General features: G+C 71.7%; 23 protein-coding genes and 1 riboswitch. Of the genes, 8 read left to right on the forward strand and 15 right to left on the reverse strand.

Translation table 11 applies throughout. From position 1 onward, the window contains the following. Window positions 1-274: 274 nt before the first annotated feature. Both WA788_RS09350 and WA788_RS09355 read right to left on the reverse strand, forming a co-directional pair. Entirely contained in the window at window positions 275-1,654 is a 1,380-nt protein-coding gene (locus WA788_RS09350; RefSeq protein ID WP_435133292.1) for an NYN domain-containing protein, read from the reverse strand. A gap of 90 nt (window positions 1,655-1,744) precedes the next feature. Next, entirely contained in the window at window positions 1,745-2,005 is a 261-nt protein-coding gene (locus tag WA788_RS09355) for a hypothetical protein (protein ID WP_335974025.1), read from the reverse strand. A 168-nt stretch (window positions 2,006-2,173) separates the two neighbouring features. Between WA788_RS09355 and WA788_RS09360 the strand changes: the two genes are divergently transcribed. Together WA788_RS09360 and WA788_RS09365 are read left to right on the forward strand one after the other, a co-directional pair. Then, window positions 2,174-2,953, forward strand: coding sequence for a rhomboid family intramembrane serine protease (locus WA788_RS09360; protein WP_335974029.1), 780 nt, complete (start codon window positions 2,174-2,176; stop codon window positions 2,951-2,953). Then, window positions 2,950-3,231 (forward strand): Lrp/AsnC family transcriptional regulator, encoded by a 282-nt coding sequence (locus WA788_RS09365; RefSeq protein WP_335974033.1) that lies wholly within the window; start codon window positions 2,950-2,952, stop codon window positions 3,229-3,231. Before WA788_RS09360 ends, WA788_RS09365 begins: the two co-directional genes overlap by 4 nt. 63 nt (window positions 3,232-3,294) lie before the next feature. On the opposite strand, the gene WA788_RS09370 is transcribed toward WA788_RS09365, so the two are convergent. From WA788_RS09370 to ctaE, 6 genes are all read right to left on the reverse strand, one after another. Continuing rightward, window positions 3,295-4,662: an aminotransferase class V-fold PLP-dependent enzyme gene (locus WA788_RS09370; protein ID WP_335974176.1), complete on the reverse strand. Its 1,368-nt coding sequence runs from the start codon at window positions 4,660-4,662 to the stop codon at window positions 3,295-3,297. Between the two features lie 260 nt (window positions 4,663-4,922). Beyond that, window positions 4,923-5,040: riboswitch (SAM riboswitch) on the reverse strand. Between the two features lie 83 nt (window positions 5,041-5,123). Continuing rightward, window positions 5,124-6,191 carry an anthranilate phosphoribosyltransferase gene (gene trpD / locus WA788_RS09375; RefSeq protein WP_335974035.1) on the reverse strand — a complete coding sequence of 356 codons (1,068 nt, stop codon included), beginning with the start codon at window positions 6,189-6,191 and terminating at the stop codon, window positions 5,124-5,126. A gap of 306 nt (window positions 6,192-6,497) precedes the next feature. Continuing rightward, window positions 6,498-8,138, reverse strand: a complete 1,641-nt coding sequence (qcrB, locus tag WA788_RS09380; protein ID WP_335974039.1) for a cytochrome bc1 complex cytochrome b subunit — start codon at window positions 8,136-8,138, stop codon at window positions 6,498-6,500. Next, window positions 8,135-9,199 carry a cytochrome bc1 complex Rieske iron-sulfur subunit gene (gene qcrA, locus WA788_RS09385; protein ID WP_335974042.1) on the reverse strand — a complete coding sequence of 355 codons (1,065 nt, stop codon included), beginning with the start codon at window positions 9,197-9,199 and terminating at the stop codon, window positions 8,135-8,137. Before qcrA ends, qcrB begins: the two co-directional genes overlap by 4 nt. Then, a complete protein-coding gene (gene qcrC / locus WA788_RS09390; RefSeq protein WP_335974046.1) occupies window positions 9,196-10,005 on the reverse strand; it encodes a cytochrome bc1 complex diheme cytochrome c subunit in 810 nt (269 codons plus the stop codon). Before qcrC ends, qcrA begins: the two co-directional genes overlap by 4 nt. Before the next feature lie 109 nt (window positions 10,006-10,114). Further along, on the reverse strand, window positions 10,115-10,735 hold the full coding sequence (gene ctaE / locus WA788_RS09395) for an aa3-type cytochrome oxidase subunit III (protein WP_328463083.1): 621 nt from the start codon (window positions 10,733-10,735) through the stop codon (window positions 10,115-10,117). A 177-nt stretch (window positions 10,736-10,912) separates the two neighbouring features. Between ctaE and WA788_RS09400 the strand changes: the two genes are divergently transcribed. Further along, the gene (locus WA788_RS09400) at window positions 10,913-11,332 is read left to right on the forward strand and encodes a hypothetical protein (RefSeq protein WP_335974054.1); all 420 of its coding nucleotides are present in this window, start codon (window positions 10,913-10,915) and stop codon (window positions 11,330-11,332) included. A 45-nt stretch (window positions 11,333-11,377) separates the two neighbouring features. Here the strand turns inward: WA788_RS09400 and WA788_RS09405 are convergent, their stop codons facing one another. The 4 genes from WA788_RS09405 to ctaC all read right to left on the reverse strand — a co-directional run bounded on the left by WA788_RS09405 (window position 11,378) and on the right by ctaC (window position 15,972). Beyond that, complete coding sequence (locus tag WA788_RS09405; RefSeq protein ID WP_335974058.1) at window positions 11,378-12,712, reverse strand: L,D-transpeptidase; 1,335 nt, start codon at window positions 12,710-12,712, stop codon at window positions 11,378-11,380. A 133-nt stretch (window positions 12,713-12,845) separates the two neighbouring features. Continuing rightward, window positions 12,846-13,244 (reverse strand): cytochrome c oxidase subunit 4, encoded by a 399-nt coding sequence (locus WA788_RS09410; RefSeq protein ID WP_335974061.1) that lies wholly within the window; start codon window positions 13,242-13,244, stop codon window positions 12,846-12,848. Continuing rightward, a complete protein-coding gene (gene ctaD / locus WA788_RS09415) occupies window positions 13,241-14,983 on the reverse strand; it encodes an aa3-type cytochrome oxidase subunit I (protein WP_335974064.1) in 1,743 nt (580 codons plus the stop codon). Before ctaD ends, WA788_RS09410 begins: the two co-directional genes overlap by 4 nt. Continuing rightward, complete coding sequence (ctaC, locus tag WA788_RS09420; protein ID WP_335974069.1) at window positions 14,980-15,972, reverse strand: aa3-type cytochrome oxidase subunit II; 993 nt, start codon at window positions 15,970-15,972, stop codon at window positions 14,980-14,982. The genes ctaD and ctaC overlap by 4 nt, the downstream gene beginning before the upstream one ends. 314 nt (window positions 15,973-16,286) lie before the next feature. On the opposite strand from ctaC, the gene WA788_RS09425 reads away from it, so the two are divergent. Beyond that, the gene (locus tag WA788_RS09425) at window positions 16,287-17,786 is read left to right on the forward strand and encodes a cysteine desulfurase/sulfurtransferase TusA family protein (protein ID WP_335974072.1); all 1,500 of its coding nucleotides are present in this window, start codon (window positions 16,287-16,289) and stop codon (window positions 17,784-17,786) included. Between the two features lie 58 nt (window positions 17,787-17,844). Here WA788_RS09425 and WA788_RS09430 read toward each other — a convergent pair whose 3' ends face one another. Further along, a complete protein-coding gene (locus WA788_RS09430) occupies window positions 17,845-18,822 on the reverse strand; it encodes a carbohydrate kinase family protein (protein WP_335974078.1) in 978 nt (325 codons plus the stop codon). A 171-nt stretch (window positions 18,823-18,993) separates the two neighbouring features. Here WA788_RS09430 and WA788_RS09435 point away from each other — a divergent pair, with 171 nt between their 5' ends. Together WA788_RS09435 and WA788_RS09440 are read left to right on the forward strand one after the other, a co-directional pair. Then, window positions 18,994-19,194 (forward strand): hypothetical protein, encoded by a 201-nt coding sequence (locus WA788_RS09435; protein WP_335974082.1) that lies wholly within the window; start codon window positions 18,994-18,996, stop codon window positions 19,192-19,194. Between the two features lie 115 nt (window positions 19,195-19,309). Then, on the forward strand, window positions 19,310-20,881 hold the full coding sequence (locus tag WA788_RS09440) for a hypothetical protein (RefSeq protein ID WP_335974087.1): 1,572 nt from the start codon (window positions 19,310-19,312) through the stop codon (window positions 20,879-20,881). 137 nt (window positions 20,882-21,018) lie between these two features. On the opposite strand, the gene WA788_RS09445 is transcribed toward WA788_RS09440, so the two are convergent. Next, complete coding sequence (locus tag WA788_RS09445) at window positions 21,019-21,372, reverse strand: HesB/IscA family protein (protein WP_202233220.1); 354 nt, start codon at window positions 21,370-21,372, stop codon at window positions 21,019-21,021. A gap of 249 nt (window positions 21,373-21,621) precedes the next feature. On the opposite strand from WA788_RS09445, the gene nadA reads away from it, so the two are divergent. Together nadA and WA788_RS09455 are read left to right on the forward strand one after the other, a co-directional pair. Continuing rightward, complete coding sequence (nadA, locus tag WA788_RS09450) at window positions 21,622-22,815, forward strand: quinolinate synthase NadA (protein WP_335974096.1); 1,194 nt, start codon at window positions 21,622-21,624, stop codon at window positions 22,813-22,815. Window positions 22,816-22,887: 72 nt separating this feature from the next. Then, window positions 22,888-23,760, forward strand: a complete 873-nt coding sequence (locus WA788_RS09455) for a GNAT family N-acetyltransferase (RefSeq protein ID WP_335974101.1) — start codon at window positions 22,888-22,890, stop codon at window positions 23,758-23,760. Window positions 23,761-23,790: 30 nt separating this feature from the next. Here WA788_RS09455 and WA788_RS09460 read toward each other — a convergent pair whose 3' ends face one another. Next, window positions 23,791-24,882 carry a nicotinate-nucleotide--dimethylbenzimidazole phosphoribosyltransferase gene (locus WA788_RS09460; RefSeq protein WP_335974105.1) on the reverse strand — a complete coding sequence of 364 codons (1,092 nt, stop codon included), beginning with the start codon at window positions 24,880-24,882 and terminating at the stop codon, window positions 23,791-23,793. Window positions 24,883-25,091: the final 209 nt, after the last annotated feature.

A 25,091-nucleotide genomic window follows, 5' to 3' on the forward strand; every position in this document is an offset into this window, starting at 1 on the left:
TGGCGGGCGGCCTCCGAGCGTCACCCGGGTTGGATGATCGACTGCGCGGAGGTACGAGCCCCGACCTTAGTGACCGGACTGTGATCGGTTCAAATCCTTGTAGGCAAAATCTCGACCGCATCGCATATTCTTTACGCACCTTGCACATGGGGTGAGGGTCACCGAACGCAGCGTTGACGGTCGTGCGCAAGTGAACACCGGCCACCGCCCGCCGGCCCGGCCCGCGCACCGCGCCCCCGCCGAACGGCCGGAAAACGACGGTGAGTTGGCGCCGTCAGACCCGGGCGAGCCGCTTGAGCAGCAGCACCGACGCCACCGGGCGGGCCCCGGCCTTCGCCACCCCGTCGGCCACCTCGCGGTCCGCGGAGACCACCACGATCTGCCGGCCGGGCGGCTCTGCCCGCACCAGCCGCCGGATCAACTCATCCGCGGTCTCACCGGCCTTGGAGAACAGCACCCGCACCCCGCGCGGCGGCGCGAGCAGCACCGGCATGTCCAGGTCGGCGCCGTCGAAGACGCAGGTGACCTCCGCGCCGCTCTGCGCGGCCAGCGCCGCCAGGCCCCCCAGCAGCCGCAGCCGCTGCTTCTCCAACGGCAGCGCCGGATAACCGGTCTTGGTGACGTTGTAGCCGTCGACGACCAGGTGCGCCTGCGGCAGCGCGAGGAGCTGGTCCAGCAGCGCCGGGTCGGTGTCCGACAGCGCCCTGGTGGCGATGTCGCGCGCGCTGAACGCCCCGGGCGCCACCGCGTCCACGGTGTCGGCCGGCCGCACCCCGAGGGTGTCGCGCGGCGGCAGCGCCAACTCGCGGCGCAGCCCGGCCGCCGCGTCCAGCACCGTGTCCAGCAGCAGCCGCAGCCGGACCTCCTCCACGCTGCGGCCCTCGCGCACCGCGCGCCGCCCGGCCTCCACGGCCGCCTCGGCCTCAGTGAGCTTCGTCCGCAGCCGGCGGGCCTCGCTCTCGGCCGCGGCGCGCTCGCGCGCGGCGGCCGCCCGGACCTCGTCCAGTTCGGCCTGGAGCTTGCGCTGCGCGGACTCCGCCCGCTTCACGTCGCTGTGCGCGGCGCGCAGCTTGCGGTGCAGCGCGTCGCCCTCCTTGCGTACGGCGTCCAGCTCGCCGCGGGCGCGGGCCGCGTCCGCGCGGACCTGCGCCTGGAGCGCGGCCACCTCCTCGCGCAGCCGGGCGAGTTCGCGCACCGCCTCCTCGTCGGCCCGCTCGGCGTCGGCCCGTTGGACCTCCTCGCCCGCGGTCGCCACGAGCTTGGCCCAGCCCTCCGGGCGCAGCAGGTACGCCGCCGCGGCCACGTCCAGCGGATCGGCGGCCGGCGGCGCGGTGCCGGCGTCGAGCGCGCCGGTCAGCTCCGGCTGCGCCTCGCGCAGCCGCCCGGCGACCTTCTGCCGGAACGCGGCGTCGGACTCCAGGGCGGCGGCGAGCGCGGTCCCGGCGTACTTCACGCGGCGGGTGGGGGTGAAACGGGCGTACGGGCGCAGGGACACCGGCAGTTCGGGGAAGGTGAACCCGCCGAAAGCGTCGGCGGCGATGGCGACCACCCGGTGGCGCACGCCCTCGGGCAGCGGCCGGTCGAGCGTCGGCTCGCCGGGACCCGGCGCGAGCTCCTCGTCGGGCAGCGGTCGGCCGCCGTTACCATCCACCAGTCACTCCCTGTCGGGTTCCTCGGCGCCCTCCCGGCCTCCTTCGATCCCTCCGGCCGTCGCCTGCTGCTTCCATTGTCCCCGCAACAGGACTCAACCCTGTGCGGGACCGTCCGTCACGTCCTTGCCGGGACGGTCCACCAGTTCGATCTGGTCGACCGCGTTGCACCACCGGCAGCGCACGGACTCCACGGTCTCGCTGAGCACCTCGGTCTCCTCGGTGCGCGGCTCGCCGCCCAGGTCGAGGTGGACGTACTCGACCACCCGGGTCGAACGGGTGACGTCGAACCTCGTCAGGTTGCCGCACAGGGTGCAGCGCCACCTGGTGGTCGCGGTCGGCAGGGGAACCGTCATCGGCTCGGGCACCTCTCTCGTCTCGGTGCGTCCACGGGGGCGGGCCTCGGCTCACCCCTACCCATCAGGACGGGCGTGTGTGCCCCGGTCACCCTACGGCCTTGGAGGCACGGCGCGCTGCGGCGAGGCGTTCCCTGCCGGTTGGTCCGCTTCCGTCATGATCGGTGCATGGTCATCCCGGTGTACGACAAGAACCCGGTCCGCCGCCGTCCGGTCGTGACCTACGCGCTCATCGCCCTGTGCACCGCGGTCTTCCTGGCCGGCCCGGTCTCCGGCTTCGTCCGGCTCTACGGCAGCGGCCACGCGCTCCAGTGCGCGCAGGCGGTGTACTTCGACCGCTGGGGGGTGATCCCCAGCGAGCTGTTCCACGGCCGCACCCCGGTCGCGCAACTCGACCTGCCCGCGGGCTGCCGCACCCCGGGCGCCTTCCCGAAGGTGCCGTTCCTGTCGGTGCTGACCTCGATGTTCGTGCACGGCGGCTGGCTGCACCTGATCGGCAACATGCTCTTCCTCTACGTCTTCGGGGACAACGTGGAAAGCCGCATGGGCCGGGTGCGCTTCGCGCTGTTCTACCTCGCGGCGGGCTACCTCGCCGCCTACGGGTTCGCCTTCGCCAACAGCGGGGACACCCAGAGCCTGGTCGGCGCGTCGGGGGCGATCTCCGGGGCCCTGGGCGCCTACCTCTACCTCTATCCCAGGGCCCGGGTGACCAGCCTGTTCCCGTTCCTGTTCTTCGTGCCGCTGCGCTTCCCGGCGTGGGTGGTGCTCGGCTTCTGGTTCGTGCTCCAGTGGCTGGCCGCGCAGACCGCGCAGGGCGGGCCCGGCGTCGCCTACCTCGCGCACGTGGTCGGTTTCGCCTTCGGCTTCCTGTGCGCATGGGTCTGCTACCGGCCACGGCGTAAGGTGAGCGTCGTCATCGCACCCACCCGAGGAGACGTCCAGCCGTGATCACCGCGATCGTGCTCATCAAGACCTCAGTGGACCAGATCCCCGAGATCGCCGAGTCGATCGCCGCTCTGGAGCACGTCAGCGAGGTGTACTCGGTGACCGGGACCTACGACCTGGTCGCCCTGGTGCGGGTCGCCCGCCACGACGACCTCGCCGACATCATCCCCGGGCGCATCTCCAAGATCCCGGGCGTCGAGGTGACCGACACGCACGTGGCGTTCCGGACGTACTCCCAGCACGACCTGGAGGCCGCGTTCTCCATCGGGCTGGACTCCTAGCCGCCCGTACTCCTGGCTGCCCGTACTCCTGGCCGCCCGCGCCTTCGTGGAGCGCGCCGTCCGTCAGCGGACGGGGACGCAGCGGCCCGCCTCGGTGCGGTAGCTCCATGCGGCGCCCTCGCGGACGAGGGTGCCGACGGCCCCGAGGAAGCGGTCGATGTGCTCCTGGGGAGTGCCCGCGCCGAAGCTGACCCGGACGGCGTTCAGGGAGCGCTCACCGGGCTCGGCGTCGGGGGCGCCGCACTCCCCCGGCTCGTCCGGCTCCGTGTCCAGGAGGGTCCGCACCAGCGGGTGCGCGCAGAACAGCCCGTCCCGTACACCGATCCCGTACTCCGCCGAGAGCGCCGCCGCGAAGTGGGAGGAGTTCCAGCCGCGCACGACGAAGGAGAGCACGCCGACCCGGGCCGAGCCGGACCCGAACAGCGAGAGCACCCGCACCTCGGGGAAGGCGGCGAGGCCGTCCCGCAGCCGGGCGAGCAGTTCACGCTCACGGGTGACAAGGGTGTCGAAGCCCGCCTCGGTGAGCGCCTTGCACGCCGACGCGATGGCGTAGGCGCCGATCACGTTCGGCGAGCCGGCCTCGTGCCGGGCGGTGCCGGAGTGCCACTCCACGGACAGCTCGTCACCGGAGCGGGCGACCTTGCGGGTGGCGCCGCCCCCGGCGAGGTACGGCTCGGCGTCCCGCAGCCAGTCTGCCCGCCCGGCGAGCACCCCGGCGCCGAACGGCGCGTACAGCTTGTGCCCGGAGAAGGCCACCCAGTCGACATCGAGCGCGGTGATGTCCACCGGGTGGTGCGGGGCGAGCTGGGCGGCGTCCAGCACGATCCGGGCGCCGTGCCGGTGTGCGGCGGCCGCCAGTTCGCGCACCGGCCAGATCTCGCCGGTGACGTTGGACGCGCCGGTCACACAGACCAGCTTCGGGCCCTTGGGGGCGCCGTGCAGCGCCACGTCCAGGGAGGCGACGGCCTGCTCCGGGGTGCGCGGCGCGGGCAGGTACACGACCTGCCCGCCCTCGACGCGCTGCCAGGGCAGCAGGGCCGCGTGGTGCTCGGTGTCGAAGACGTAGACGCGGGTCCCGGCCGGGAGGGCGGCGGCCAGCAGGTTGAGCGAGTCGGTGGTGGAGCGGGTGAAGACCAGCTCGTCGTCCGGGCGGCAGCCCAGGAACTCCGCGACGGTCTCGCGGCTCTGCTCGAACAGGTCGGTCGACAGCTGCGAGAGGTAGCCGGCGCCGCGGTGCACGCTGCCGTAGTACGGCGCGTAGGCGGCGACGTCGTCCCACACCCGCTGGAGCGCGGGGGCGCTCGCGGCGTAGTCGAGCGCGGCGTACCCCACTTCCCCACCGGTGACGAGCGGCACCCGCACGTCCCGGCCGAGTACGGGCAGCGGGGCGGACGTACAGGTGGGGCAGTCGGCGTCGGCGCCTTCGCTGATGGCGGTGGCGGTGGCGGTGGCGGCGACCCCTACCGTGCTCTTGGCGGTGCTGGTGGTGCTGGTGGTGCTGGTGCGGGCGGCGGAGGTGGCGGCGGTGGTCAAGGCGAACTCCCGGCGGAAGGCAGGCGAAAACACCACGAAGCGGCGGCCGGGAACGGCCGCGCGGACGGCGCGGTGCAGAGGTGATCGGGCGGAATTGCTGGTGGCAGAACCGGGGCCGACAGGCCCTAACGCATTCGCTTGCTCATGAAAGAACTCCCCAGTCCGGCTTGCTGTGAGCCTCGCTGCATCACAGCCTGGTCATCACCCGGGGCACCCCGCCTCGGACGGAGGGTTGCCGGACAGCGAGCCGGGGCCTTTGCGCTGTCACTCGTGACCTGGGACAAGATTGTGCCATACGGCGGCGCGGGCGCAAGACCCCGTCCGGAAAGTGGACGGCGCCGTGCGCCCGCGCTTCTTCGCTACGCCCGGGTCGCCGCCACCCAGCGCTCCAGTACGCCCTCCGCCGCGCCCGAGTCGATCGACTCCGCCGCCCGGACCAGGCCGGCGCTGATCCGCTCCTCCAGGGTGCCGCCGCCGGTGGCACCCAACGCGGTCAGCGTCGCCGCGGAGTTGAGCAGCACCGCGTCCCGCACCGGCCCGCGCTCACCGGCGAGCAGCCGCCGGGCCACCTCCGCGTTGTACCCGGCCTCGCCGCCGCGCAGCGCCTCCACCGGCACCAGCTCCAGGCCGACGTCCCGCGGGTCGAACCCGGTGTGCTCCACCTTGCCGTCCTTGACCACCCACACCTGCGAGGTCGCGGTGGTGGTCAGCTCGTCCAGCCCGTCGTCACCGCGGAACACCAGCGCCGAGGAACCGCGTTCGGCGAGCACCCCGGCGAGGATCGGCGCCATCCGCAGGTCCGCGACGCCGGTCGCCTGCGCCCGCACCCGCGCCGGGTTGGTCAGCGGGCCGAGGAAGTTGAAGGGCGTCGCCACCCCCAACTCGCTGCGCGCGGCGGCCACATGGCGCAGCGCCGGGTGGAACCGGACCGCGAAGCAGAAGGTGATGCCCACCTCCACGGCGACCTCCGCGACGCGCCGCGCGGGCAGGTCGAGGTTCACGCCGAGTGCGGCCAGCACGTCGGACGCGCCGCTCTTGGAGGACGCGGACCTGCTGCCGTGCTTCACCACCCGCGCGCCGGTACCGGCCACCACGATCGCCGACATCGTGGAGATGTTCACGGAGTTCGACCGGTCGCCGCCGGTACCGACCACGTCCACGGTCGGGCCGGGCACCTCGATCGTCGTCGCGTGCGCGTACATCGCCTCGACCAGCCCGGCGATCTCCGCGACCGTCTCGCCCTTGCTGCGCAGCGCCACCGCGAAGCCGGCGATCTGCGCGTCGGTGGCCTCGCCGCTCATGATCGAGTCCATCGCCCACGCGGTCTCCGCGGAGCTGAGGTCGTCGCGGCGGATCAGGGCGCCCAGGATGTCCGGCCACGAGCGCGCGGCCCCGGGTACGCCTCCGGCGGGGTGCACAACGCTCATGGCTTCACGCTCCATGTTCCTAGGGCGGTACGTCCCCCGCACCCTACCGGTGCCGAGCGCCCGCAAGGGGCGCGGGGAACTGCGCGACCAGCCGTCCGCGGACCGCAGGTCGTCACCGGCCCAGTGGGGCAGTTCCTGTCGTTGCCGGACCACCGGCCGGTGGGTGGCTGGTCGCTCCGTTCTCCCCCAGAGCTGCGCCTGGGCGGTGCCCCCACGCGCCCCTTGCGGCACCCAAAGGCCCGGGGCCGGGCACCCTGGTTACGGGTGCCCGGCCCCGGGCCGGGTGTGGCGTGCGCGACGTGCGGGCTAGTGGTGACCGTGCCCGCTGGTGATCTCCTCGTACTCCTCCGCCGTCGGCTTCGGGATCTGGCTGTGCTCGCCGTAGAACCCCTGCGACAGCTTCGCCTGGACCTTCGCGATCGGGCTGACCTTGCGGGCCACCCCGTTCTCGTCGGTCTCCGGGCCGAGGTCGATCGGCCGCGGCTGCTCGTGCGCGGTGAGGACGTGCAGCTGCTGCTGGGACAGCGGCTCGTGCACCTCGATGAACTCGCCGTGCGGCAGCCGCTTGATGATGCCGCTCTCCCGCCCGTGCAGCACCTTGTCGCGGTCCCGGCGCTGGAGCCCCAGGCAGATCCGCTTGGTGATCCAGAACGTGATCACCGGAGCCACGAAGAAGCTGACCCGGACGAACCAGGTGATCGCGTTGATCGACAGGTGGAAGTGCGTGGCCCACAGGTCGTTGCCGCCACCGATCAGCAGCACGAAGTACTCGGTCAGCCAGGCGACACCGAACCCGGTGCGCACCGGGCGGTTGCGCGGCCGGTCGAGCAGGTGGTGCTCGTTCTTGTCACCGGTGACCCAGGACTCGATGAACGGGTAGACGGCGATCGCCATCATCACCAGCGGGAAGATCAGCAGCGGGATGAAGACGCCGAGCACCAGGGTGTGGCCCCAGGCCCTGATCTCCCAGCCGGGCATCACACGGATCAGGCCCTCGGAGAAGCCCATGTACCAGTCGGGCTGGGCACCGGTGGACACCTGGTCCGGCCGGTAGGGGCCCATCGTCCAGATCGGGTTGATCGTGGCCACCGCGGCGATCGCGGCGATGACACCGAAGACCAGGAAGAAGAAGCCGCCGGCCTTGGCCATGTAGATCGGCATCAGCGGGGCGCCGACGACGTTCTTCTCGGTCTTGCCGGCACCCGGGAACTGGGTGTGCTTGTGGAAGAAGACCAGGATCAGGTGCGCGACCAGCAGACCGGCCATCAGACCCGGCAGCAGCAGGATGTGCACCGAGTAGAAGCGGCCCACGAAGTCGTGGCCGGGGAACTCCCCGCCGAACAGGAACATCGACAGGTAGGTGCCCACGATCGGCACCGACAGGATCGCGCCCTCCATGAACCGCACACCGGTGCCGGACAGCAGGTCGTCCGGGAGCGAGTAGCCGGTGAACCCGGTGAACATGCCCAGGAAGAGCAGCGTCCAGCCGAAGAGCCAGTTCAGCTCGCGCGGCTTGCGGAACGCGCCGGTGAAGAAGACGCGCATCATGTGCACGATCATCGCGGCGATGAAGATCAGCGCGGACCAGTGGTGGATCTGCCGGACCAGCAGACCGCCGCGGACCTCGAAGCTGATGTGCATCGTGGAGGCGTACGCCTCGGACATCTGCACACCGTCGAGCGGCGCGTACGGGCCGTGGTAGACGACCTCGTTCATGCTCGGGTGGAAGAACAGCGTCAGATACACACCCGTGAGGATGAGGATCACGAAGCTGTACAGGCAGATCTCGCCGAGCATGAAGGACCAGTGGTCCGGGAAGATCTTGCGCAGGTTGGACTTGGCCAGCTTGTAGAGCCCGAGCCGGCCGTCGGTCCACTCCGCGACCCGTTCACCCGGGTTCGTCGGCCGACCGCGGCGGGTCGGCGCGTCGTCGGTCATGGTACTCATGAACGCTCCCAGAATGCCGGGCCGACGGGCTCCTCGAAGTCGCCGAGCGCGATGAGGTTGCCCTCACTGTTGACGCTGATCCGAAGCTGCGGCAGCGGGTGGCCGGCGGGGCCGAAGAGCACACGCGCGCCGTCGGACAGGTCGAACGTCGACTGGTGGCACGGGCACAGCACGTGGTGCGTCTGCTGCTCGTACAGGCTGATCGGGCAGCCGACGTGGGTGCAGATCTTGGAGAACGCGACGATGCCCTGGTGGCTCCACTCGCGCTCGCGCTTGTCCTTGATGTCGTCCGGCTTGAGCCGGATGATCATCAGGGCCGCCTTGGCGAGCTGCTCCTGGTAGTCGTCCTGGCTCTCCTCGAGGCCGTCCGGCGTCGCGAAGGTCAGCGAGCCGACGACGACGTCCTCGGGGCGCAGCGGCTGGTTGGTGTTGTCGTTGATCAGCTGCTTGCCCTTGGCCCACATGGTGTGGTCGAGCTTCTTCTCCGGCAGCGGGCCGAGGTCGCGCAGGATGACCACGCCGGCCAGCGGCACCATGGTGAGCGCGCCCATCATGGTGTTGCGGATCAGCTTGCGGCGGCCGAAGCCGCTCTCCTTCGCGCCGGTGATCCACTGCTGGCGGACGTTCTCCCGCAGCTCGTCGTCGGCGTCGATGCGGTGCCGCTCGTCGACGACCTCCTCGTCCGCCATCAGCGTGCGGGCCCAGTGCACGGCGCCCGCGCCGATGCAGAACAGCGCCACGCCCAGCGTGAGGCCGAGCGAGAAGTTCAGCGCGCTGACGTGCCCGAACGGGAAGATGTAGACGATCTTGTCGACCGGGAAGATCACGAAGCAGGCGATGAACGCGATGGTTCCGAGCATCGACAGCAGGAACAGGCCGGCCACCACCCGCTCGGAGTGCCGGGCCGCCTTCTCGTCGATGTCCTGGCGCCGGTGCTCGTGGGGCGGCAGCCCGGGGTCGGCGAACGGGTCGGCCGTGGCGACGCTGCCGCCGTGGTGGCCGCCCTGCCCGCTCGGCAGGTTCTCTGGCACGGTGTTGTGCGATCCAGTCTCGTCGCTCATGATTTCTTGGCCTTAGTCGTCCGGGCGGCGAGCCAGACCGCGATGCCGAGCAGCGTGCCGAGACCGAAGACCCAGGCGAACAGGCCCTCGGACACCGGGCCGATGGAGCCCAGGGTGAAGCCGCCCGGGTTGGGGCTGTCGGCGCTGTCCACGGCCTTCAGGTACGCGATGATGTTCGCCTTCGCGTCGGACGGCATCGTGCTGTCCGGGAAGGACGGCATGTTCTGCGGGCCGGTCTGCATCGCCTCGTAGATGTGCTTGGACGAGACGCTCTTCAGGCTCGGCGCGAACTTGCCGTGCGTCAGCGCACCGCCCTTGCCCACGAAGTTGTGGCACTGCGAGCAGTTGGTGCGGAACAGTTCGCCGCCCTTGGCGACGTCGGCGGACGCCGGGCTGTACTGGTCCTTCGTCGGGGTCGACGGGCCGGGGCCGAGCGAGGCGACGTACGCGGCGAGCTGGTCGATCTCGGACTGGCTGTAGGTGTTCTTCTTCTTCTCGACCTGCGCGCCGGGCTGCTTGGCGGGCATGCGGCCGGTGCCGACCTGGAAGTCCACCGCGGACGAGCCGACGCCCACCAGGCTGGGCCCGTTGGTGCTGCCCTGGCCGGAGCTGCCGTGGCAGCTGGCGCAGCCGACGTCGTAGAGCTTCTTGCCCTGCTCGATGGCGAGGGAGGACTGCGAGGTGTCAGCCTGCGCCTTGGGCGCCGGCGCGAGCGCGGCGTACAGCCCCCCGGTGGCCGCGAGCGCGAAGAGTAGGACGACAAGCGCCGCCATCGGATGGCGCCGTCGTACGGAGAGCTTTTTCACGGATTACCCCGGTGTCAGGATCTCTTGTGTCGATGCTTCTGGCGGTGCCGTCGGCGGGGCGCGTCCTCCGTCCGGAGTACGGCGCGGGCGCCGGCCGGCGCGGTACCGGCTACTTGATCAGGTAGATCGTGGCGAACAGGCCGATCCAGACGACATCGACGAAGTGCCAGTAGTAGGACACGACGATGGCTGCGGTGGCCTGCTGATGGGTGAACCGTTTGGCCGCGTAGGTACGGCCCAGCACCATCAGGAACGCGATCAGACCACCCGTCACATGCAGTCCGTGGAACCCGGTCGTCAGGTAGAACACCGAGCCGTACGGGTCGGAGCTGAGCGAGATCCCGTCCTTCTTGACCAGGTTGGTGTACTCGAAGATCTGCCCGCCGATGAAGATCGCGCCCATCACGAACGTCACGATGAACCAGGAGCGCAGCTTCTTCACGTCGCCGCGCTCGGCGGCGAAGACGCCCATCTGGCACGTGAAGGAGGAGAGCACGAGGATCGTCGTGTTCGTCGCGGAGAACGGCACGTTCAGCGCGTCGGCGTGTGCCTTCCAGAAGGTCTCACCAGTGACCGACCGAAGGGTGAAGTACATCGCGAAGAGGGCCGCGAAGAACATCAGCTCGGAACTCAGCCAGATGATGGTCCCGACGCTGGTGAGGTTCGGCCGGTTGACCGACGGGTGCGCGTGCCCGGTTTCTACTGCTGTTGCTGTCGCCACGTCCGACATTATGTCGGTCCCTTATCCGGCGCTGACTCCGGGGGTCCCCCTTCGGTGTGTCAAGCCCGCTCGGCGACCCGCACGGCCTAGTTGGGCGTCCTTCGATCGGGCGACCCCTCCTCCGGAACCACCTGGCGGGAGTAGCATCCGAGCCACTTGAGAAATCCTTCACGAGGAGGAGCCACGATGCAGGCGACCGCCACCGTGCTGGTCTACAGCGACGACGCCAACACCCGGGAGCAGGTACGGCTCGCCGTCGGGCGCCGGCCCTCCGCCGACCTCCCCCCGGTGCAGTACCTGGAGTGCGCGACACTGCCCGCTGTGCTCAGCGAGTTGGAGCGGGGCGGCGTCGACGTGATGGTGCTCGACGGGGAGGCGAACCCGGCGGGCGGGATGGGCGTGTGCCGCCAGGCGAAGGACGAGGTCTTCCGCTGCCCGCCGGCGCTGGTGCTCATCGGGCGCCCGCAGGACGCCTGGCTGGCCACCTGGAGCCGCGCCGACGCGGCGGTCACCCATCCGGTGGACCCGGTGGCCCTCACCGACGCCCTGACGGTGCTGCTGCGCCGCCGCCTGGAGCCGACGAAGAAGGCCGTCGCCCACCGCTGAGCGCGCGGTGGACGACGGCGTGCGCACCCAAGGCGCGGGCGGGGACTAGGCCGTCTGGGGTGACAGGCGGGCGGGGGTGCCGGCCGGGACGTCGACCGGGGTGGTCTGGTCCTGGCCGGTGCTGCCGCTGTCCCCGGGGCTGCTGCTGGTGCTGCCGCCGGTGCCGGCCGAACCGCCGTTCAGCGCGCTGCCCTTCTGCCACTGGGCCCAGCTGAGGTTCCAGTCGCCGATGCCGTTGTCGAACGCGGTCATCATCGGGCCCTGGCTGTTGACGACCTGCACGATGTCGCCGACCCGGACGTGGTCGAAGAACCACTCCGCGTCGTCGGTGCTCATGCCGGTGCAGCCGTGGCTGACGTTGGCGTACCCCTGGGAGCCGACCGACCACGGCGCGGCGTGCACGTACTCGCCGCTCCATGTCACCCGGGTGGCCCAGTAGACGGGCAGGTCGTAGGAGTCCGAGCTGCCGGCGGCGATGCCGACCGTGGAGCTCTTCATCTGGACGAACGACTCCTTGTCCAGCACCACCTTGATGCCGTTGCGGGTGTCGAAGCCGGGCTTGCCGGTGGTGACCGGGAGGGTCCGGACCACCTTGCCGTCGTCCTTGAAGGTCATCTGGTCGCTGGAGGCGTCGGTGAGCGCCTCGATGCGGTCGCCGGTGTGGATGGTGAGCGGCTTGTCCGCGGCGCCGTAGACCTTCTTGGCGATCTGTACGCCGCCGAGGGTGCTGCGCGCGGTGATCGTGGCGTGCGCGGGCCAGTACGTGCTGGGCCGGTAGTGCAGGGTCTTGTCGTCGACCCAGTACCAGGAGCCCTGGGCGGCCTTCGGGCTGCTGACCACCTGGAGGTGGGACTCCACCACCGCACGGGATTTCCGGTCCTTGACAGGGGCGCTCAGCGAGGCGGTGAGGGGCTCTCCGACGCCGTAGGTGCCGGTGTCCGGGCCGAAGGTCACATGGAAGCCGGCCGCGGCGCCGGTGGTGTCGAACTTCAGCGTCTTGCGGCCGGGGTGGCCGCCGGAGTCCTCGGTGCTCACCCGGACGGTGTAGTGCGCGCCGGCGGCGAGCGGGGTGGTGGAGTGCCAGCTCTTGCTGTCGGCGCTGAGCTGGCCGTTGACATAGCGTCCGGTCGAGTCGGTCGCGACCACGTCGGTGATCTGCGAGCCGCCGTTCACGGAGACCTTGAGGGGCTTGGCCGGGTTGGCCTTGCCGCCGTCGGCGGTGCCGAAGGTGACCTTCGCCGCGGCGTCGTGGGGGGAGGATGCCAGCGGGTTGCCGCCGCCGCTGCAGGCGGCGAGGCCTATCGCGAGGGGCGCCGCGAGGATCGCGCGGCGCACGGTTATCAGCCGGCGGGGGCGGGGGCGCTCGGGAAGGTGGTTCATGCGTTCACGCTAAGAACGGCCACCGGAATCCGCGCGGTGGACGCCTGCAAAACGGTGAGGGCGGGCCCCGGCACCGTGGAGGTGCTCCGGGACCCGCCCTGGGTCGGCGGCCGCTCAGCGGCCGCCTGCGCCCTTACTGGGTGCGGTCCTCACCGTGGTAGTACTCGAAGACCCAGCCCCACACGCCGATCAGTATCACCGGCAGTGCGAAGAAGATCAGCCACCAGCCGAAGATGATGCCGAGGAAGGCGAGGCTGCCGCCGACGGCCAGCGCGAGCGGCTGCCAGCTGTGCGGGCTGAAGAAGCCCAGTTCGCCCGCGTCGTCCGCGACGTCGGCGTCCTCCCGGTCCTGGGCGCCGGTGTCGGCCCGCCGGGCGGTGAACGCCAGGTAGAAGCCGACCATGGTGCACAGCGCGAAGGCCATGAACAGCGCCGTGGTGCCGGCCGCTTCCTTGGACCACAGGCCGTAGACGATCGCCGACGCCAGGATGAAGACGGCGAAGCCCAGGAACATCTTGCCTTGGACCTTCACTTGCCGGCCTCCGTCTCATCCGCACCGGACAGCGCCGGGGCCGGTGCACCGCCGTGGGAGAGCGCGTCCAGAGCGGCGATCTCCGGGTGGTGCAGGTCGAACGCCGGGGATTCGGAGCGAATCCGGGGCAGCGTGAGGAAGTTGTGCCGCGGCGGCGGGCAGGAGGTCGCCCACTCCAGCGAACGGCCGTAGCCCCACGGGTCGTCGACCTCGACCTTCTTGCCGTACTTCGCCGTCTTCCAGACGTTGTAGAGGAACGGCAGTATCGACAGGCCGAGCAGGAAGGAGCTGATCGTGGAGACGGTGTTCAGCGTGGTGAAGCCGTCCGCCGCGAGGTAGTCCGCGTAGCGGCGCGGCATGCCCTCGACACCCAGCCAGTGCTGGACGAGGAAGGTGCCGTGGAAGCCGAAGAACAGCGTCCAGAAAGTGATCTTCCCCAGCCGCTCGTCGAGCATCTTGCCGGTCATCTTCGGCCACCAGAAGTGGAAGCCGGCGAACATCGCGAACACCACGGTGCCGAAGACGACGTAGTGGAAGTGCGCGACCACGAAATACGAGTCCGAGACGTGGAAGTCCAGCGGCGGCGCCGCCAGGATCACCCCGGTCAGACCACCGAAGGTGAAGGTGATCAGGAAGCCGATGGACCACAGCATCGGGGTCTCGAAACTCAGTGAGCCCTTCCACATGGTGCCGATCCAGTTGAAGAACTTCACCCCGGTCGGTACCGCGATCAGGAAGGTCATGAAGGAGAAGAACGGCAGCAGCACACCGCCGGTGACGTACATGTGGTGCGCCCACACCGTCACGGAAAGGCCCGCGATGGAGATCGTCGCGGCGACCAGGCCGATGTAGCCGAACATCGGCTTGCGGCTGAAGACCGGGATGACCTCGGAGATGATGCCGAAGAACGGCAGGGCGATGATGTACACCTCTGGGTGGCCGAAGAACCAGAAGAGGTGCTGCCACAACAGGGCGCCGCCGTTGGCCGCGTCGAAGACGTGCGCACCGAACTTTCTGTCCGCTTCGAGACAGAGCAGCGCCGCCGCGAGGACCGGGAAGGCGAGCAGCACGAGCACCGCGGTCAGCAGCACGTTCCAGCAGAAGATCGGCATCCGGAACATCGTCATGCCGGGCGCGCGCATGCAGATGATCGTGGTGATGAAGTTGACCGCGCCGAGGATCGTGCCGAAGCCGGAGAGCGCCAGACCCATGATCCACATGTCGGCGCCGACGCCGGGCGAGTTCACCGCGTTGGACAGCGGCGAGTACGCGAACCAGCCGAAGTCGGCCGCGCCCTGCGGGGTGACGAAGCCGCCCACCGCGATGAGCGAGCCGAAGAGGTAGAGCCAGTAGGCGAACATGTTCAGCCGCGGGAACGCCACGTCGGGCGCGCCGATCTGCAGCGGCATGATCCAGTTGGTGAAGCCCGCGAACAGCGGTGTCGCGAACATCAGCAGCATCACGGTGCCGTGCATCGTGAACGCCTGGTTGAACTGCTCGTTGGACAGGATCTGGTTGCCCGGACGCGCCAGCTCGGCCCGCATCAGCAGTGCCAGGACGCCGCCGATCAGGAAGAAGGCGAACGACGTCACCAGGTACATGGTGCCGATGGTCTTGTGGTCGGTGGTGGTGAGCCACGACACCGACATCGAGCCGGGCTTCTTGACCCGGGCCGGGATTTCGTCCTCGTAGGAGTCGTCGGCCTCCGCCGCTCCCTGAGGTTCGTTGAGAATGCTCATGTGGTCTTGGGCTCCGAGTTCTTCGCGTTGCCCGTGGTGGCAATGCCCGACGGCAGGAAACCGGTCTGACCCTTTGCCGCCAGGTCCTTGAGGTGCTGCTCGTACTGCGCCGGCGTGACCACCTTGACGTTGAACAGCATCCGGGAGTGGTCGACACCGCAGAGCTCGGCGCACTTGCCCTTGAAGTCACCGAGGCGGCTCGGCGTGACCTGGAAGTCGTTGGTCTGGCCGGGCACGACGTCCATCTTCATCAGGAAGGGGACGACCCAGAAGTCGTGGATGACGTCACGCGAGGTCAGCACGAACCGGACGGTCTCGCCCTTGGGCAGCCACAGGGTCGGCCCCGGCAGCCCGGTGTCGGGGTCCTTCGAGGCCGCGGTGCCGACGTCGTAGACGCCTTCCTCGCCCGGCTGCCAGTCGAGCTTGTTCTGCGGGATCTCGGAGATCTCCGAGGGCACCTTCGCCGGCGTCGCGGCGTTGCCGTCCACGTTCTCCAGGTAGTTGAAGCCCCAGCTCCACTGGAACCCGACCACGTTGATCACGTGCTGCGGCTTCTTCGAGGTGTCCAGCAGCTTCGACTCGTCCCGCGCGGTGAAGTAGAACAGCACCGCGATCACCAGGATCGGGACGATCGTGTAGAAAGCCTCGATCGGCATGTTGTAACGCGTCTGCGGAGGGACCTCGACCTTGGTCCGGCTGCGCCGGTGGAAGATCACGCTCCACAGGATCAGGCCCCAGACCAGTACGCCGGTCGCCAGTGCGGCGGCCCAGGAGCCCTGCCAGAGGGAGAGGATTCGCGGTGCCTGTTCCGTCGCCGGGGTGGGCATACCGAGGCGGGGGAAGTCCTTGTAGGAGCAACCGGTTGCGGTTGCCAGGACCAGGCCCGCGGCCAGCGCCCGCGGCAGCCATCGCCGCACCGGGCGCCGCGACAATGGGGTACCTCCCACGCCGTCCTGGCCGTGGGGGAGGTCGGAGCCGTTGGGACTCACGTAGCGCCTTCCCGAGAGTCTCGCCCGCGCGTCCCGGGTGTTCCGGCCGTCTGTTGGTCGGTCGGCCCGAGCGCGGGCGCGTAGGTGTGGATGTTTATGCGGCACAAACCCTACTGGACGCTATTTGGAGTCTCGCGGGGAGGGGGGCCAACGCGCCGGGGCGCTCCCCGAAGGGATGGATAAGGGGTGGATCGCGTGCGGACGATGTGCGGTCCGGATCGGGGCGCGGGCCCGGAGTGCCGTCCGGCGCAGCCGTTCTGACGCCGTGCCGAACCGCGCCCTTTTGCGGCGGACCAGCGTTGTAGCGTGCTGCGGTGCCCTACTTCGACGCGGCGTCCGCCGCTCCCCTGCACCCGGTGGCGCGGCAGGCACTGCTCGCCGCGCTCGACGAGGGATGGGCCGATCCGGCCCGGCTGTACCGCGAGGGGCGGCAGGCGCGGCTGCTGCTGGACGCGGCGCGCGAGGCCGCCGCGGAGGCGGTCGGCTGCCGCGCCGACGAGCTGGTGTTCACTCCTTCGGGTACCCGGGCGATCCACTCGGCGGTGTCGGGGGCGGCCGCGGGGCGGCGCCGGGCCGGCCGCCGGGTGGTGGTGTCGGCGGTGGAGCACTCGGCGGTGCTGCACGCGGCGGAGGCCGTCGCGGGGGAAGAGACCGTACAGGTCGGGGTGGATCGGACCGGGCGGGTGGACCCGGCGCGGTTCGCGGCGGCGCTCACCAGCGGGGCCGGGACCGGGTCTGGGGCCGGGTCCGGGTCCGGGTCTGGAACTGGGGCCGGGGCGGGCAGTGGCACGGCGCTGGCCGCGCTCCAGTCGGCCAACCACGAGGTGGGCACCCTCCAGCCGGTCGCGGAGGTCGCCGACGCGTGCCGCGCGGCCGGGGTGCCGCTGCTGGTGGACGCGGCGCAGTCGCTGGCGTGGGGCCCGGTGGAGGGTGCGTGGTCGCTGCTGGCGGCGAGCGCGCACAAGTGGGGCGGGCCGCCCGGCGTGGGGCTGCTGGTGGTCCGCAAGGGCACCCGCTACGCGCCCCAGGAGCCCGCGGACGAGCGGGAGTCGGGCCGGTCCCCCGGCTTCCAGAACCTCCCGGCGATCGTGGCCGCGGCCGCGTCGCTGCGGGCGGTGCGCGCGCAGGCGGAGGCGGAGGCGGCCCGGCTGTCGGCGCTGGTGGACCGGATCAGGGCCCGGGTGCCGCGGCTGGTGCCCGACGTGGAGGTGGTCGGCCACGACCGGCTGCGCCTGCCGCACCTGGTGACCTTCTCCTGCCTGTACGTCGACGGTGAGGCGCTGCTGACCGGTCTGGACCGGGCGGGCTTCTCGGTCTCCTCGGGCTCCTCCTGCACCTCCAGCACGCTGACACCCAGCCATGTGCTCAAGGCCATGGGGGTGCTGTCGGAGGGGAACGTGCGGGTGTCGCTGCCCGCCGGCACCGCCGAGGCGGACGTGGACCGCTTCCTCGACGCGCTGCCCGGGGTGGTGGCCGAGGTGCGCGCCCACCTGGACGCGCCGACCACCGTGGGCGGCAGGGGCGTTGGCCCGGTGGATGCTGGCGGCGACAGCGGCGGGGACAGCGTGCCGGGCGCCCTCACCGCGGACGAGGGGCTGGTCGTGGACTCGCTCGGCAAGCGCTGCCCGATCCCGGTCATCGAACTCGCCCGGGTGATCGGCGACGTGCCGGTCGGCGGCCTCGTCACGGTGCTGTCCGACGACGAGGCCGCGCGGCTGGACATCCCCGCCTGGTGCGAGATGCGCGCGCAGGAGTACGTCGGCGAGCGCCCCGCCGAGCGCGGCACCGCCTACCTGGTGCGGCGCCGCGGCTGAGCGGGGCGCTTCGGCCCGCTCCCCTCGCGGCTACGCGCGGAGGAGTCGGGGGACGGGGTCAGGCGCCGATGTGCGCGCGCACCTCGTCGGCGGCGGTGTCGCCGTACGCCTTCGCGAAGCGCTCCATGAAGTGGCCGCGGCGCAGTTCGTACTCCTGGGTGCCGAGGGTCTCGATCACCAGGGTGGCGAGCATGCAGCCGATCTGGGCGGCGCGCTCCAGGCCGACGCCCCAGGCCAGGCCGGACAGGAACCCGGCGCGGAAGCCGTCGCCGACGCCGGTCGGGTCGACCTTCGCCTCTTCCTGCGCGCAGCCGACCACGATGTCCGGCTGGCCCTTGCGCTCGATCCGCACGCCCTTGGCGCCGAGCGTGGTGACGCGGTTCTCCACCCGGTCCAGGATCTCCGCGGCGCTCCAGCCGGTCTTGGACTCGATCAGCCCGGCTTCGTACTCGTTGTTGAACAGGTAGGCGGCGCCCTCGACCAGCACCCGGATGTCGTCGCCGTTCATCCGGGCGATCTGCTGGGAGAAGTCGGCGGCGAAGGGAATGGACCGGGTCCGGCACTCCTGGGTGTGGCGGATCATCGCCTCGGGGTCGTCGGCGCCGATGGAGACCAGGTCCAGGCCGCCGATCCGCTCGGCGACGTGCTGGAGCTCGATCAGCCGCGCCTCGCTCATCGCACCGGTGTAGAAGGAGCCGATCTGGTTGTGCTCGGAGTCGGTGGTGCAGATGAAGCGCGCGGTGTGCAGCACCTCGGAGATCCGCACCGAGTCGGTGTCCACGCCGTGCCGCTCGAGCCAGGACCGGTACTCGGCGAAGTCGGTGCCCGCCGCGCCGACCAGGATCGGCTTGGTGCCCAGCTGGCCCATGCCGAAGCAGATGTTGGCCGCGACCCCGCCGCGCCGCACGTCCAGCGCGTCGACGAGGAACGACAGCGACACCGTGTGGAGCTGGTCCGCGACGAGCTGATCGGCGAACCGTCCGGGGAAGGTCATCAGGTGGTCGGTGGCAATTGATCCGGTGACGGCGATGCGCACGACAGTGGCTCCCTGAAAGACGGCGTTTGGGGACCCTAACGCTACAGGGGGCGCCGCCCCGGACGGCTCGGACGGCGATATCCCCGGGACGGCGGCGAACCGCTCGGCACCTCCCGAAACTACCGGTTGGTAGACCTTTGTCCGGCGGGCGAACGTGCCTAGGGTCGAAGTATGAGCACTCCCCGTACCACTCCGTACACGGAGAACCCCGAGAGCATGGCCGAGCTGCTCGGCGACTGCCACCGCACCGCGGCGCACTGGAAGGCCGCGGCGCCGGCGGGTCCGCGGCCCGAGCCGGTGCGCCCGCCGGGCATCCACGTCCCGCCGACGTCGGTCGCCGCCGTACGGGAGATGGGCGAGTACGGGGCCTGACGACGCGGGCGCGGCGGGCCCCGCTGACCCGGCCCTCACCCGAACGGTGGAACCGCTTCGCGCCCCGCCACGTCACAGGTGCACCTGACGGTCGAGAGAGCCGAAGGAGCACCCAGTGAGCAAGGAACGCGACGACGGCGCCACCGAAAGCACCGCCCCGGGCCCGGGCGACGCGGAGCACACGGCCGACGCGCAGCACCCGGCCGAGGCGGAACACCGGGCGGAACACCTGGTCGAGGCAGCACACCCGGTCGGCGCCGGGGACACGGCAGCAGCGGATCACCCGGACCGCGGTGAGCGGCCCGCCCGCAAACCGCGGTGGGCGGTCGCGGCGGTCGTGGCGGCCGTCCTGGTGGCCGGGGGCGGCGGCGCCTGGTGGGCGACGGCGGCGGGCGGAGGCGGCAGCACCGCCTCGACCCCGCTGCGGATCGACGGACCGGTGGGCGTGGCCTCCTCCACCTCCGACGGCGGCTCGGGCCCCTACCACCTGACCGGCACCCTGCCGAAGGGCCCGCAGAAGGCCGCGGTGTACGCCCCGTCCGGCAGCGTGGCGCGCGCGGACGCGGCGCGCCTGGCCGGGCTGCTCGGGCTGTCCGGCGGGGTGCGGTCGGAGAACGGTTCATGGCGGGCGGGGGCGGCGGCCGGCGCCGACGCGCCGTCACTGGTGGTGAGCAAGGCCGCGCCGGGCACCTGGTCGTACTCCGCGGGGGGCACGCCGACGACCGGTACCCGCGGCGGCGGTTCTGACGCCTCCCCGGTGCCTGCGGCGAAGGCGAAGGCGGTGGCCGCGCCGGTGCTGAAGGGGCTCGGCCTGTCCGGCGCGAAGGTGGACGCCTCGACCGCGGTCGGCGCGATCCGGACGGTGACCGCGGACCCGGTGGTCGGCGGCGCACCGACGCACGGCTGGACCACCTCGCTCCAGATCGGCGCGGACGGGCGGATCGGCAACGGCTTCGGCCGGCTGTCGGACCTGGCGAAGGGCGACACGTACCCGGTCGTCAGCGCCGCGACGGCGCTGAAGGAGCTGAACTCGTCGACCACGATCATGCACCCGGGCGCCGTCAACGGCGGCGCGGTGACCCGCTCCGGCACCGCGGGGGCCTCAGGGAGCGCGGGGACCACCGGGACCCTGCCGGGCGGCGGCACCGAGCAGCGGACGGAGGTGCGCGGTGCGACCTTCGGCCTCGCGCTCCAGTACGTGGCGGGCGTCCAGACGCTGGTGCCGGCCTGGCTCTTCACCACCGCGCCGGAGGGGGCGACGCACACCTCGGTGGTGGCGCAGACCGCGGTCGACCCGCGCTACATCACCAGCGGTGTCCCGTCGAGCACGCCGCCGTCCGGGGCGACCTCCCCGACGCCGTCGGTGAACCCGGGCGGACCGATCCTGCCCACCCCGACGGGCCCGACCGGCTCGACCGGCCGGACCGTGCACCGCGTGCCGGTGCAGTCGTACACCGTCTCCGGCCGCACCCTCACGCTGGTCTACGAGGGCGGCGGCTGCGACACGTACAAGGCGTCGGCGAGCGAGAGCGGCGACCAGGTGCGGGTGTCGGTGGTCGCGACGCCGAAGAGCGGGGTGTGCCCGATGTTCGTCACGTCCCTGCACCAGACGGTGACGCTGACGGCGCCGCTGGGCAGCCGCACGGTGGTGGACGCCTCGAACGGCCAGTCGCTCAGCGGCCGCTGACCTCTCGCCGGCACCCGCCACCAGGACCGGCCGGGCGGCTGCCGCGGCCGGCCGGACAGGACGAAGCGGCGGCGCCCATGGGGGGTGCCGCCGCTTCTGGGGTCCTCAGCCGGGCCCCGCGGGGCCCGGCCGGCGACTCAGTGGAAGGAGTCGCCGCAGGCGCAGGAGCCCGTGGCGTTCGGGTTGTCGATCGTGAAGCCCTGCTTCTCGATGGTGTCCACGAAGTCGATGGAGGCGCCGCCCAGGTACGGGGCGCTCATCCGGTCGGTGACGACCTTGACGCCGTCGAAGTCCTTCACCACGTCGCCGTCGAGGGCGCGCTCGTCGAAGAACAGCTGGTAGCGCAGGCCCGAGCAGCCGCCGGGCTGGACGGCGACCCGCAGCGCGAGGTCCTCGCGGCCCTCCTGCTCAAGCAGGCTCTTGACCTTGGCGGCGGCAGCGTCGGACAGGAGGATGCCGTCCGTCGTGGTGGTCTCGTCCTGAACCGTCATGTGCTTCACTCCCGGGTTGTACGGACTGCTGGCTGTCGATGACTAACCGACGCCGTTTCGGATTCATTCCGGGTCCGCGGCGACTTGTTCCTCACTCGTCCCCCCATCGTCGCACACGCCCGCTGAATGCCCAGCGGTATGCGTCACACTGACGAAACGGGCATCGTCAACCTGACGCGAACCGGTTATGATTGATAGCGTCAAGTAGACGAAAAGGTCTGCGCGCTGCGAAGAAAGGGCTACGGGCCCGTGACCACCACACAAACGCCGACTGACCGGACCGACCCGCTGGACGTCCGGCCCACGCCGCTCGCCCTGCTGCTGCTCGGGCGGGAGTCCGACCCGCGCAGCGAGCGCGGCGTCGACTGCCCCGGCGACCTGCCCGCGCCGTCCGACCCCGACCTGGTGGCACGTGCCCGGGCCGCCAAGGCGCGGCTGGGCGAGCGGGTCTTCGTCCTCGGCCACCACTACCAGCGCGACGAGGTCATCGAGTTCGCCGACGTCACCGGCGACTCCTTCAAGCTCGCCCGCGACGCGGCCGCCCGGCCCGACGCCGAGTACATCGTCTTCTGCGGTGTGCACTTCATGGCCGAGTCCGCGGACATCCTCACCTCGGACCGCCAGCAGGTGATCCTCCCCGACCTCGCGGCCGGCTGCTCGATGGCCGACATGGCCACCGCCGAGCAGGTCGCCGAGTGCTGGGACGTGCTCGCCGACGCCGGTGTCGCCGGCACGACCGTCCCGGTGGCGTACATGAACTCCTCCGCGGACATCAAGGCGTTCACCGGCCGGCACGGCGGCACCATCTGCACCTCGTCCAACGCGCGGCGCGCGCTGGAGTGGGCGTTCGAGCAGGGCGAGAAGGTGCTCTTCCTGCCCGACCAGCACCTCGGCCGCAACACCGCGGTCCGCGACATGGGCCTGTCCCTCGACGACTGCGTGGTCTACAACCCGCACAAGCCCGGCGGCGGGCTGACCGCCGAGCAGCTGCGCGCGGCGAAGATGATCCTGTGGCGCGGGCACTGCTCGGTGCACGGGCGCTTCTCGCTGGAGTCGGTGGAGGACGTGCGGGCCCGCATACCCGGGGTCAACGTCCTGGTGCACCCCGAGTGCAAGCACGAGGTCGTCACCGCCGCGGACCACGTCGGCTCCACCGAGCACATCATCAAGATGCTCGACGAGGCGCCCGCGGGCTCCGCGTGGGCGCTGGGCACCGAGCTCAACCTCGTGCGCCGGCTGGCCGCCGCCCACCCCGACAAGCAGATCGTCTTCCTCGACAAGACCGTCTGCTTCTGCTCCACCATGAACCGCATCGACCTGCCGCACCTGGTCTGGACGCTGGAGTCGCTGGCCGACGGCAAGCCGGTCAACCGCATCCAGGTCGACCCCGAGACCGAGCACTTCGCCAAGGCCGCACTGGAGCAGATGCTCGCCCTGCCGTAACCGCCCCCGCGTAACGCGCCTGTCCGGCACGGAAGTTGTACCGGCGCCCGCTCGTCGTCGCATGATGGAACGGTGATTCTTCGCCCCGTACGCGACGACGAGCAGGACGCCGAGGTCGTACGGGAGGTCGCGGCGGCCGCGTTCGCCTGCCCGCGGTCCCTGGACGGCGGGCAGGCGACGGACGAAGCCGCGCGGACCGCCCGGCAGCACAGCCGCGTCCGGCACCTGGCCCGCAGCGACCCCGGCGGCTGCTGGATCGTCGAGGACGAGACCGCCGGGCCGGTCGGCGCGGTGCTGTCCGCGCGGCGCGAGGGCACCTGGTCGCTGTCGCTGCTCGCGGTCGTGCCCGGCGCGCAGGGCAAGGAGGTCGGCAAGGCGCTGCTGGCCCGCGCCCTGCACTACGGGCGGGCGTGCCTGCGCGGCATCGCGTGCGCGCCGGGCGACCCGGTGGCCGCGCGCACCCTGCGCCGGGCCGGGCTGACCCTGCATCCGACGCTGCGGCTGTCCGGGCCGGTGGACACCGCCGGGCTCGATCCGCTGGACGGCGCCGTCCACCAGGGCTCGGCGCGCCACCGCGACCTGATGGACTCCGTGGACCGGCGCACCCGGGGCGGCGCGCACGGGCCCGACCACGAGGAACTGCTGCGGCACAACGCGCTGTTCGTCGTGGACGACCTCGCAGGCAGCGGCTACTGCTACGCCCGCGCCGGGCATGTGGAGGCGCTCGCCGCGACCTCCCGGCGGCTGGCCACCCGCCTGCTCACCGCCGCGCTCGTCGCCACTCCCCCGGGCGGCTCGGCCCGGGTCACCCACGTCAACGCCGAGAGCCAGTGGGCGCTCGACGTCGCCGTCGCGGCGGGGCTGGCCATATCCAACGACGGCTTCCTGTGCCTGCGGGGGCTTCGTCCGCCCGAACTGGCCGTCTTCTCCCGTACGCTGCCGTGACCGGCGCGCCCCGGTGAGGCGCGCCGTCCCTCAACCGGCGGACGGGGCCTGCTCGTCGGGGGTCTGCTCGCCGGAGGTCCGTCCGTCAGGGGTGAGCCCGGCGGAGAGCGCCGCGGCGGCCTGGAGCAGGGGCAGGGCCATCAGGGACCCGGCGGCGCCCCCGACGGCCACCGCGCGGTCCAGGAGCGGTTCCAGGGACACCCGGTCCAGCGCCTTGGCCTGCCCGGCCTCACCGGTGGCGGCGCCGGCCACCCACCAGTCGGGTGCCCGGAAGGCGACGCGCTGCGCGACCAGCGCACAGGCCGCGCCGACCACCCCGTCCAGGACGACCGGCAGCTTCCGCACCGCGGCCTGGAGCAGGAAGCCGGTGATCGCGGCGAAGTCGGCGCCGCCGACCGCGCCGAGCAGCGCCAACTGGTCCCCCAGCACCGGCCGCGCCCGGCGCAGCCCGTCCCGGATCGCGGCGCACTTGCGCATCCACGCGAGGTCGTCGATGCCGGACCCGCGCCCGGTCACGACGGAGGCGTCCGTGCCGCAGAGCGCGGCGATCAGCACGCCCGCGGCCGTGGTGCCGCCGACGCTGAGGTCCCCCAGGAGCACCAGGTCCGTGCCGGAGTCGGCCTCCTCGTCGGCCAGCGCCAGCCCGGTACGGAACGCCTTCTCCGTCTCCTCCGGGGTCAGCGCGTCCTCGATGTCGAGGCGGCCCGAGCCGCGCCGCACCCGGTGGGCGGTGACCGCGGCGGGCAGCTCCGCCGGGTCGCAGTCCACCGCCATGTCGATCAGGCGCAGTTCCGCGCCGTACTGCCGGGCCAGGATCGCGGCGGGCGAGGTGCCCTCCAGCGCGGCCCGGACCAGCTCCACGGTGCTGCCCGCCGGGCGGGCCGACACCTCGAGCGCGGCCACTCCGTGGTCGGCCGCGAACACCAGTGCCCGCGGGCGGACGATCGGCCGCGCCACCGGTGTGCCCTGCACCGCGGCGAGCCAGTCGGCCAGTTCGGCCACCCGGCCCAGGCCGCCGGACGGTCGCACCAGACCGCTCCAACGTTCCTGCGAGTCCCGACGCACGCCCGCGTCCGGCCGCTCCACCAGGGCCCCGAAGTCGTCCAACTCAATCCCACTCACCCGCCGAACAGTACCGGTCCGCTGCGCTCGGCCGCGCGGACCCTCCACGGTCCCCTGTCCCCCGGTCCCGGGACCACCTCCCGGTGGGTGGGTACCCCTCCGCGGGGTGCGCCTGGTGGGTGCCGGGATCTTGAGGGTGCGTCGTGGCTGGTCGCGCAGTTCCCCGCGCCCCTGGGTCTGCTCGGCCCTCCCCGCGGACCCCCCACGGC

Origin of the sequence: Streptomyces sp. CA2R106 (genome assembly GCF_037034245.1) — a bacterium.
Classification (GTDB): Bacteria; Actinomycetota; Actinomycetes; order Streptomycetales; family Streptomycetaceae; genus Actinacidiphila.

Bases quoted from the DNA above. Each gene is read 5' to 3' on its own strand.
- WA788_RS09355 (WP_335974025.1), bottom strand. From the start codon at position 2,005: ATGACGGTTCCCCTGCCGACCGCGACCACCAGGTGGCGCTGCACCCTG.
- WA788_RS09360 (WP_335974029.1), top strand. From the start codon at position 2,174: ATGGTCATCCCGGTGTACGACAAGAACCCGGTCCGCCGCCGTCCGGTC.
- trpD (WP_335974035.1), bottom strand. From the start codon at position 6,191: ATGAGCGTTGTGCACCCCGCCGGAGGCGTACCCGGGGCCGCGCGCTCG.
- qcrB (WP_335974039.1), bottom strand. From the start codon at position 8,138: ATGAGTACCATGACCGACGACGCGCCGACCCGCCGCGGTCGGCCGACG.
- qcrA (WP_335974042.1), bottom strand. From the start codon at position 9,199: ATGAGCGACGAGACTGGATCGCACAACACCGTGCCAGAGAACCTGCCG.
- ctaE (WP_328463083.1), bottom strand. From the start codon at position 10,735: ATGTCGGACGTGGCGACAGCAACAGCAGTAGAAACCGGGCACGCGCAC.
- WA788_RS09400 (WP_335974054.1), top strand. From the start codon at position 10,913: ATGCAGGCGACCGCCACCGTGCTGGTCTACAGCGACGACGCCAACACC.
- WA788_RS09405 (WP_335974058.1), bottom strand. From the start codon at position 12,712: ATGAACCACCTTCCCGAGCGCCCCCGCCCCCGCCGGCTGATAACCGTG.
- ctaD (WP_335974064.1), bottom strand. From the start codon at position 14,983: ATGAGCATTCTCAACGAACCTCAGGGAGCGGCGGAGGCCGACGACTCC.
- WA788_RS09435 (WP_335974082.1), top strand. From the start codon at position 18,994: ATGAGCACTCCCCGTACCACTCCGTACACGGAGAACCCCGAGAGCATG.
- WA788_RS09445 (WP_202233220.1), bottom strand. From the start codon at position 21,372: ATGACGGTTCAGGACGAGACCACCACGACGGACGGCATCCTCCTGTCC.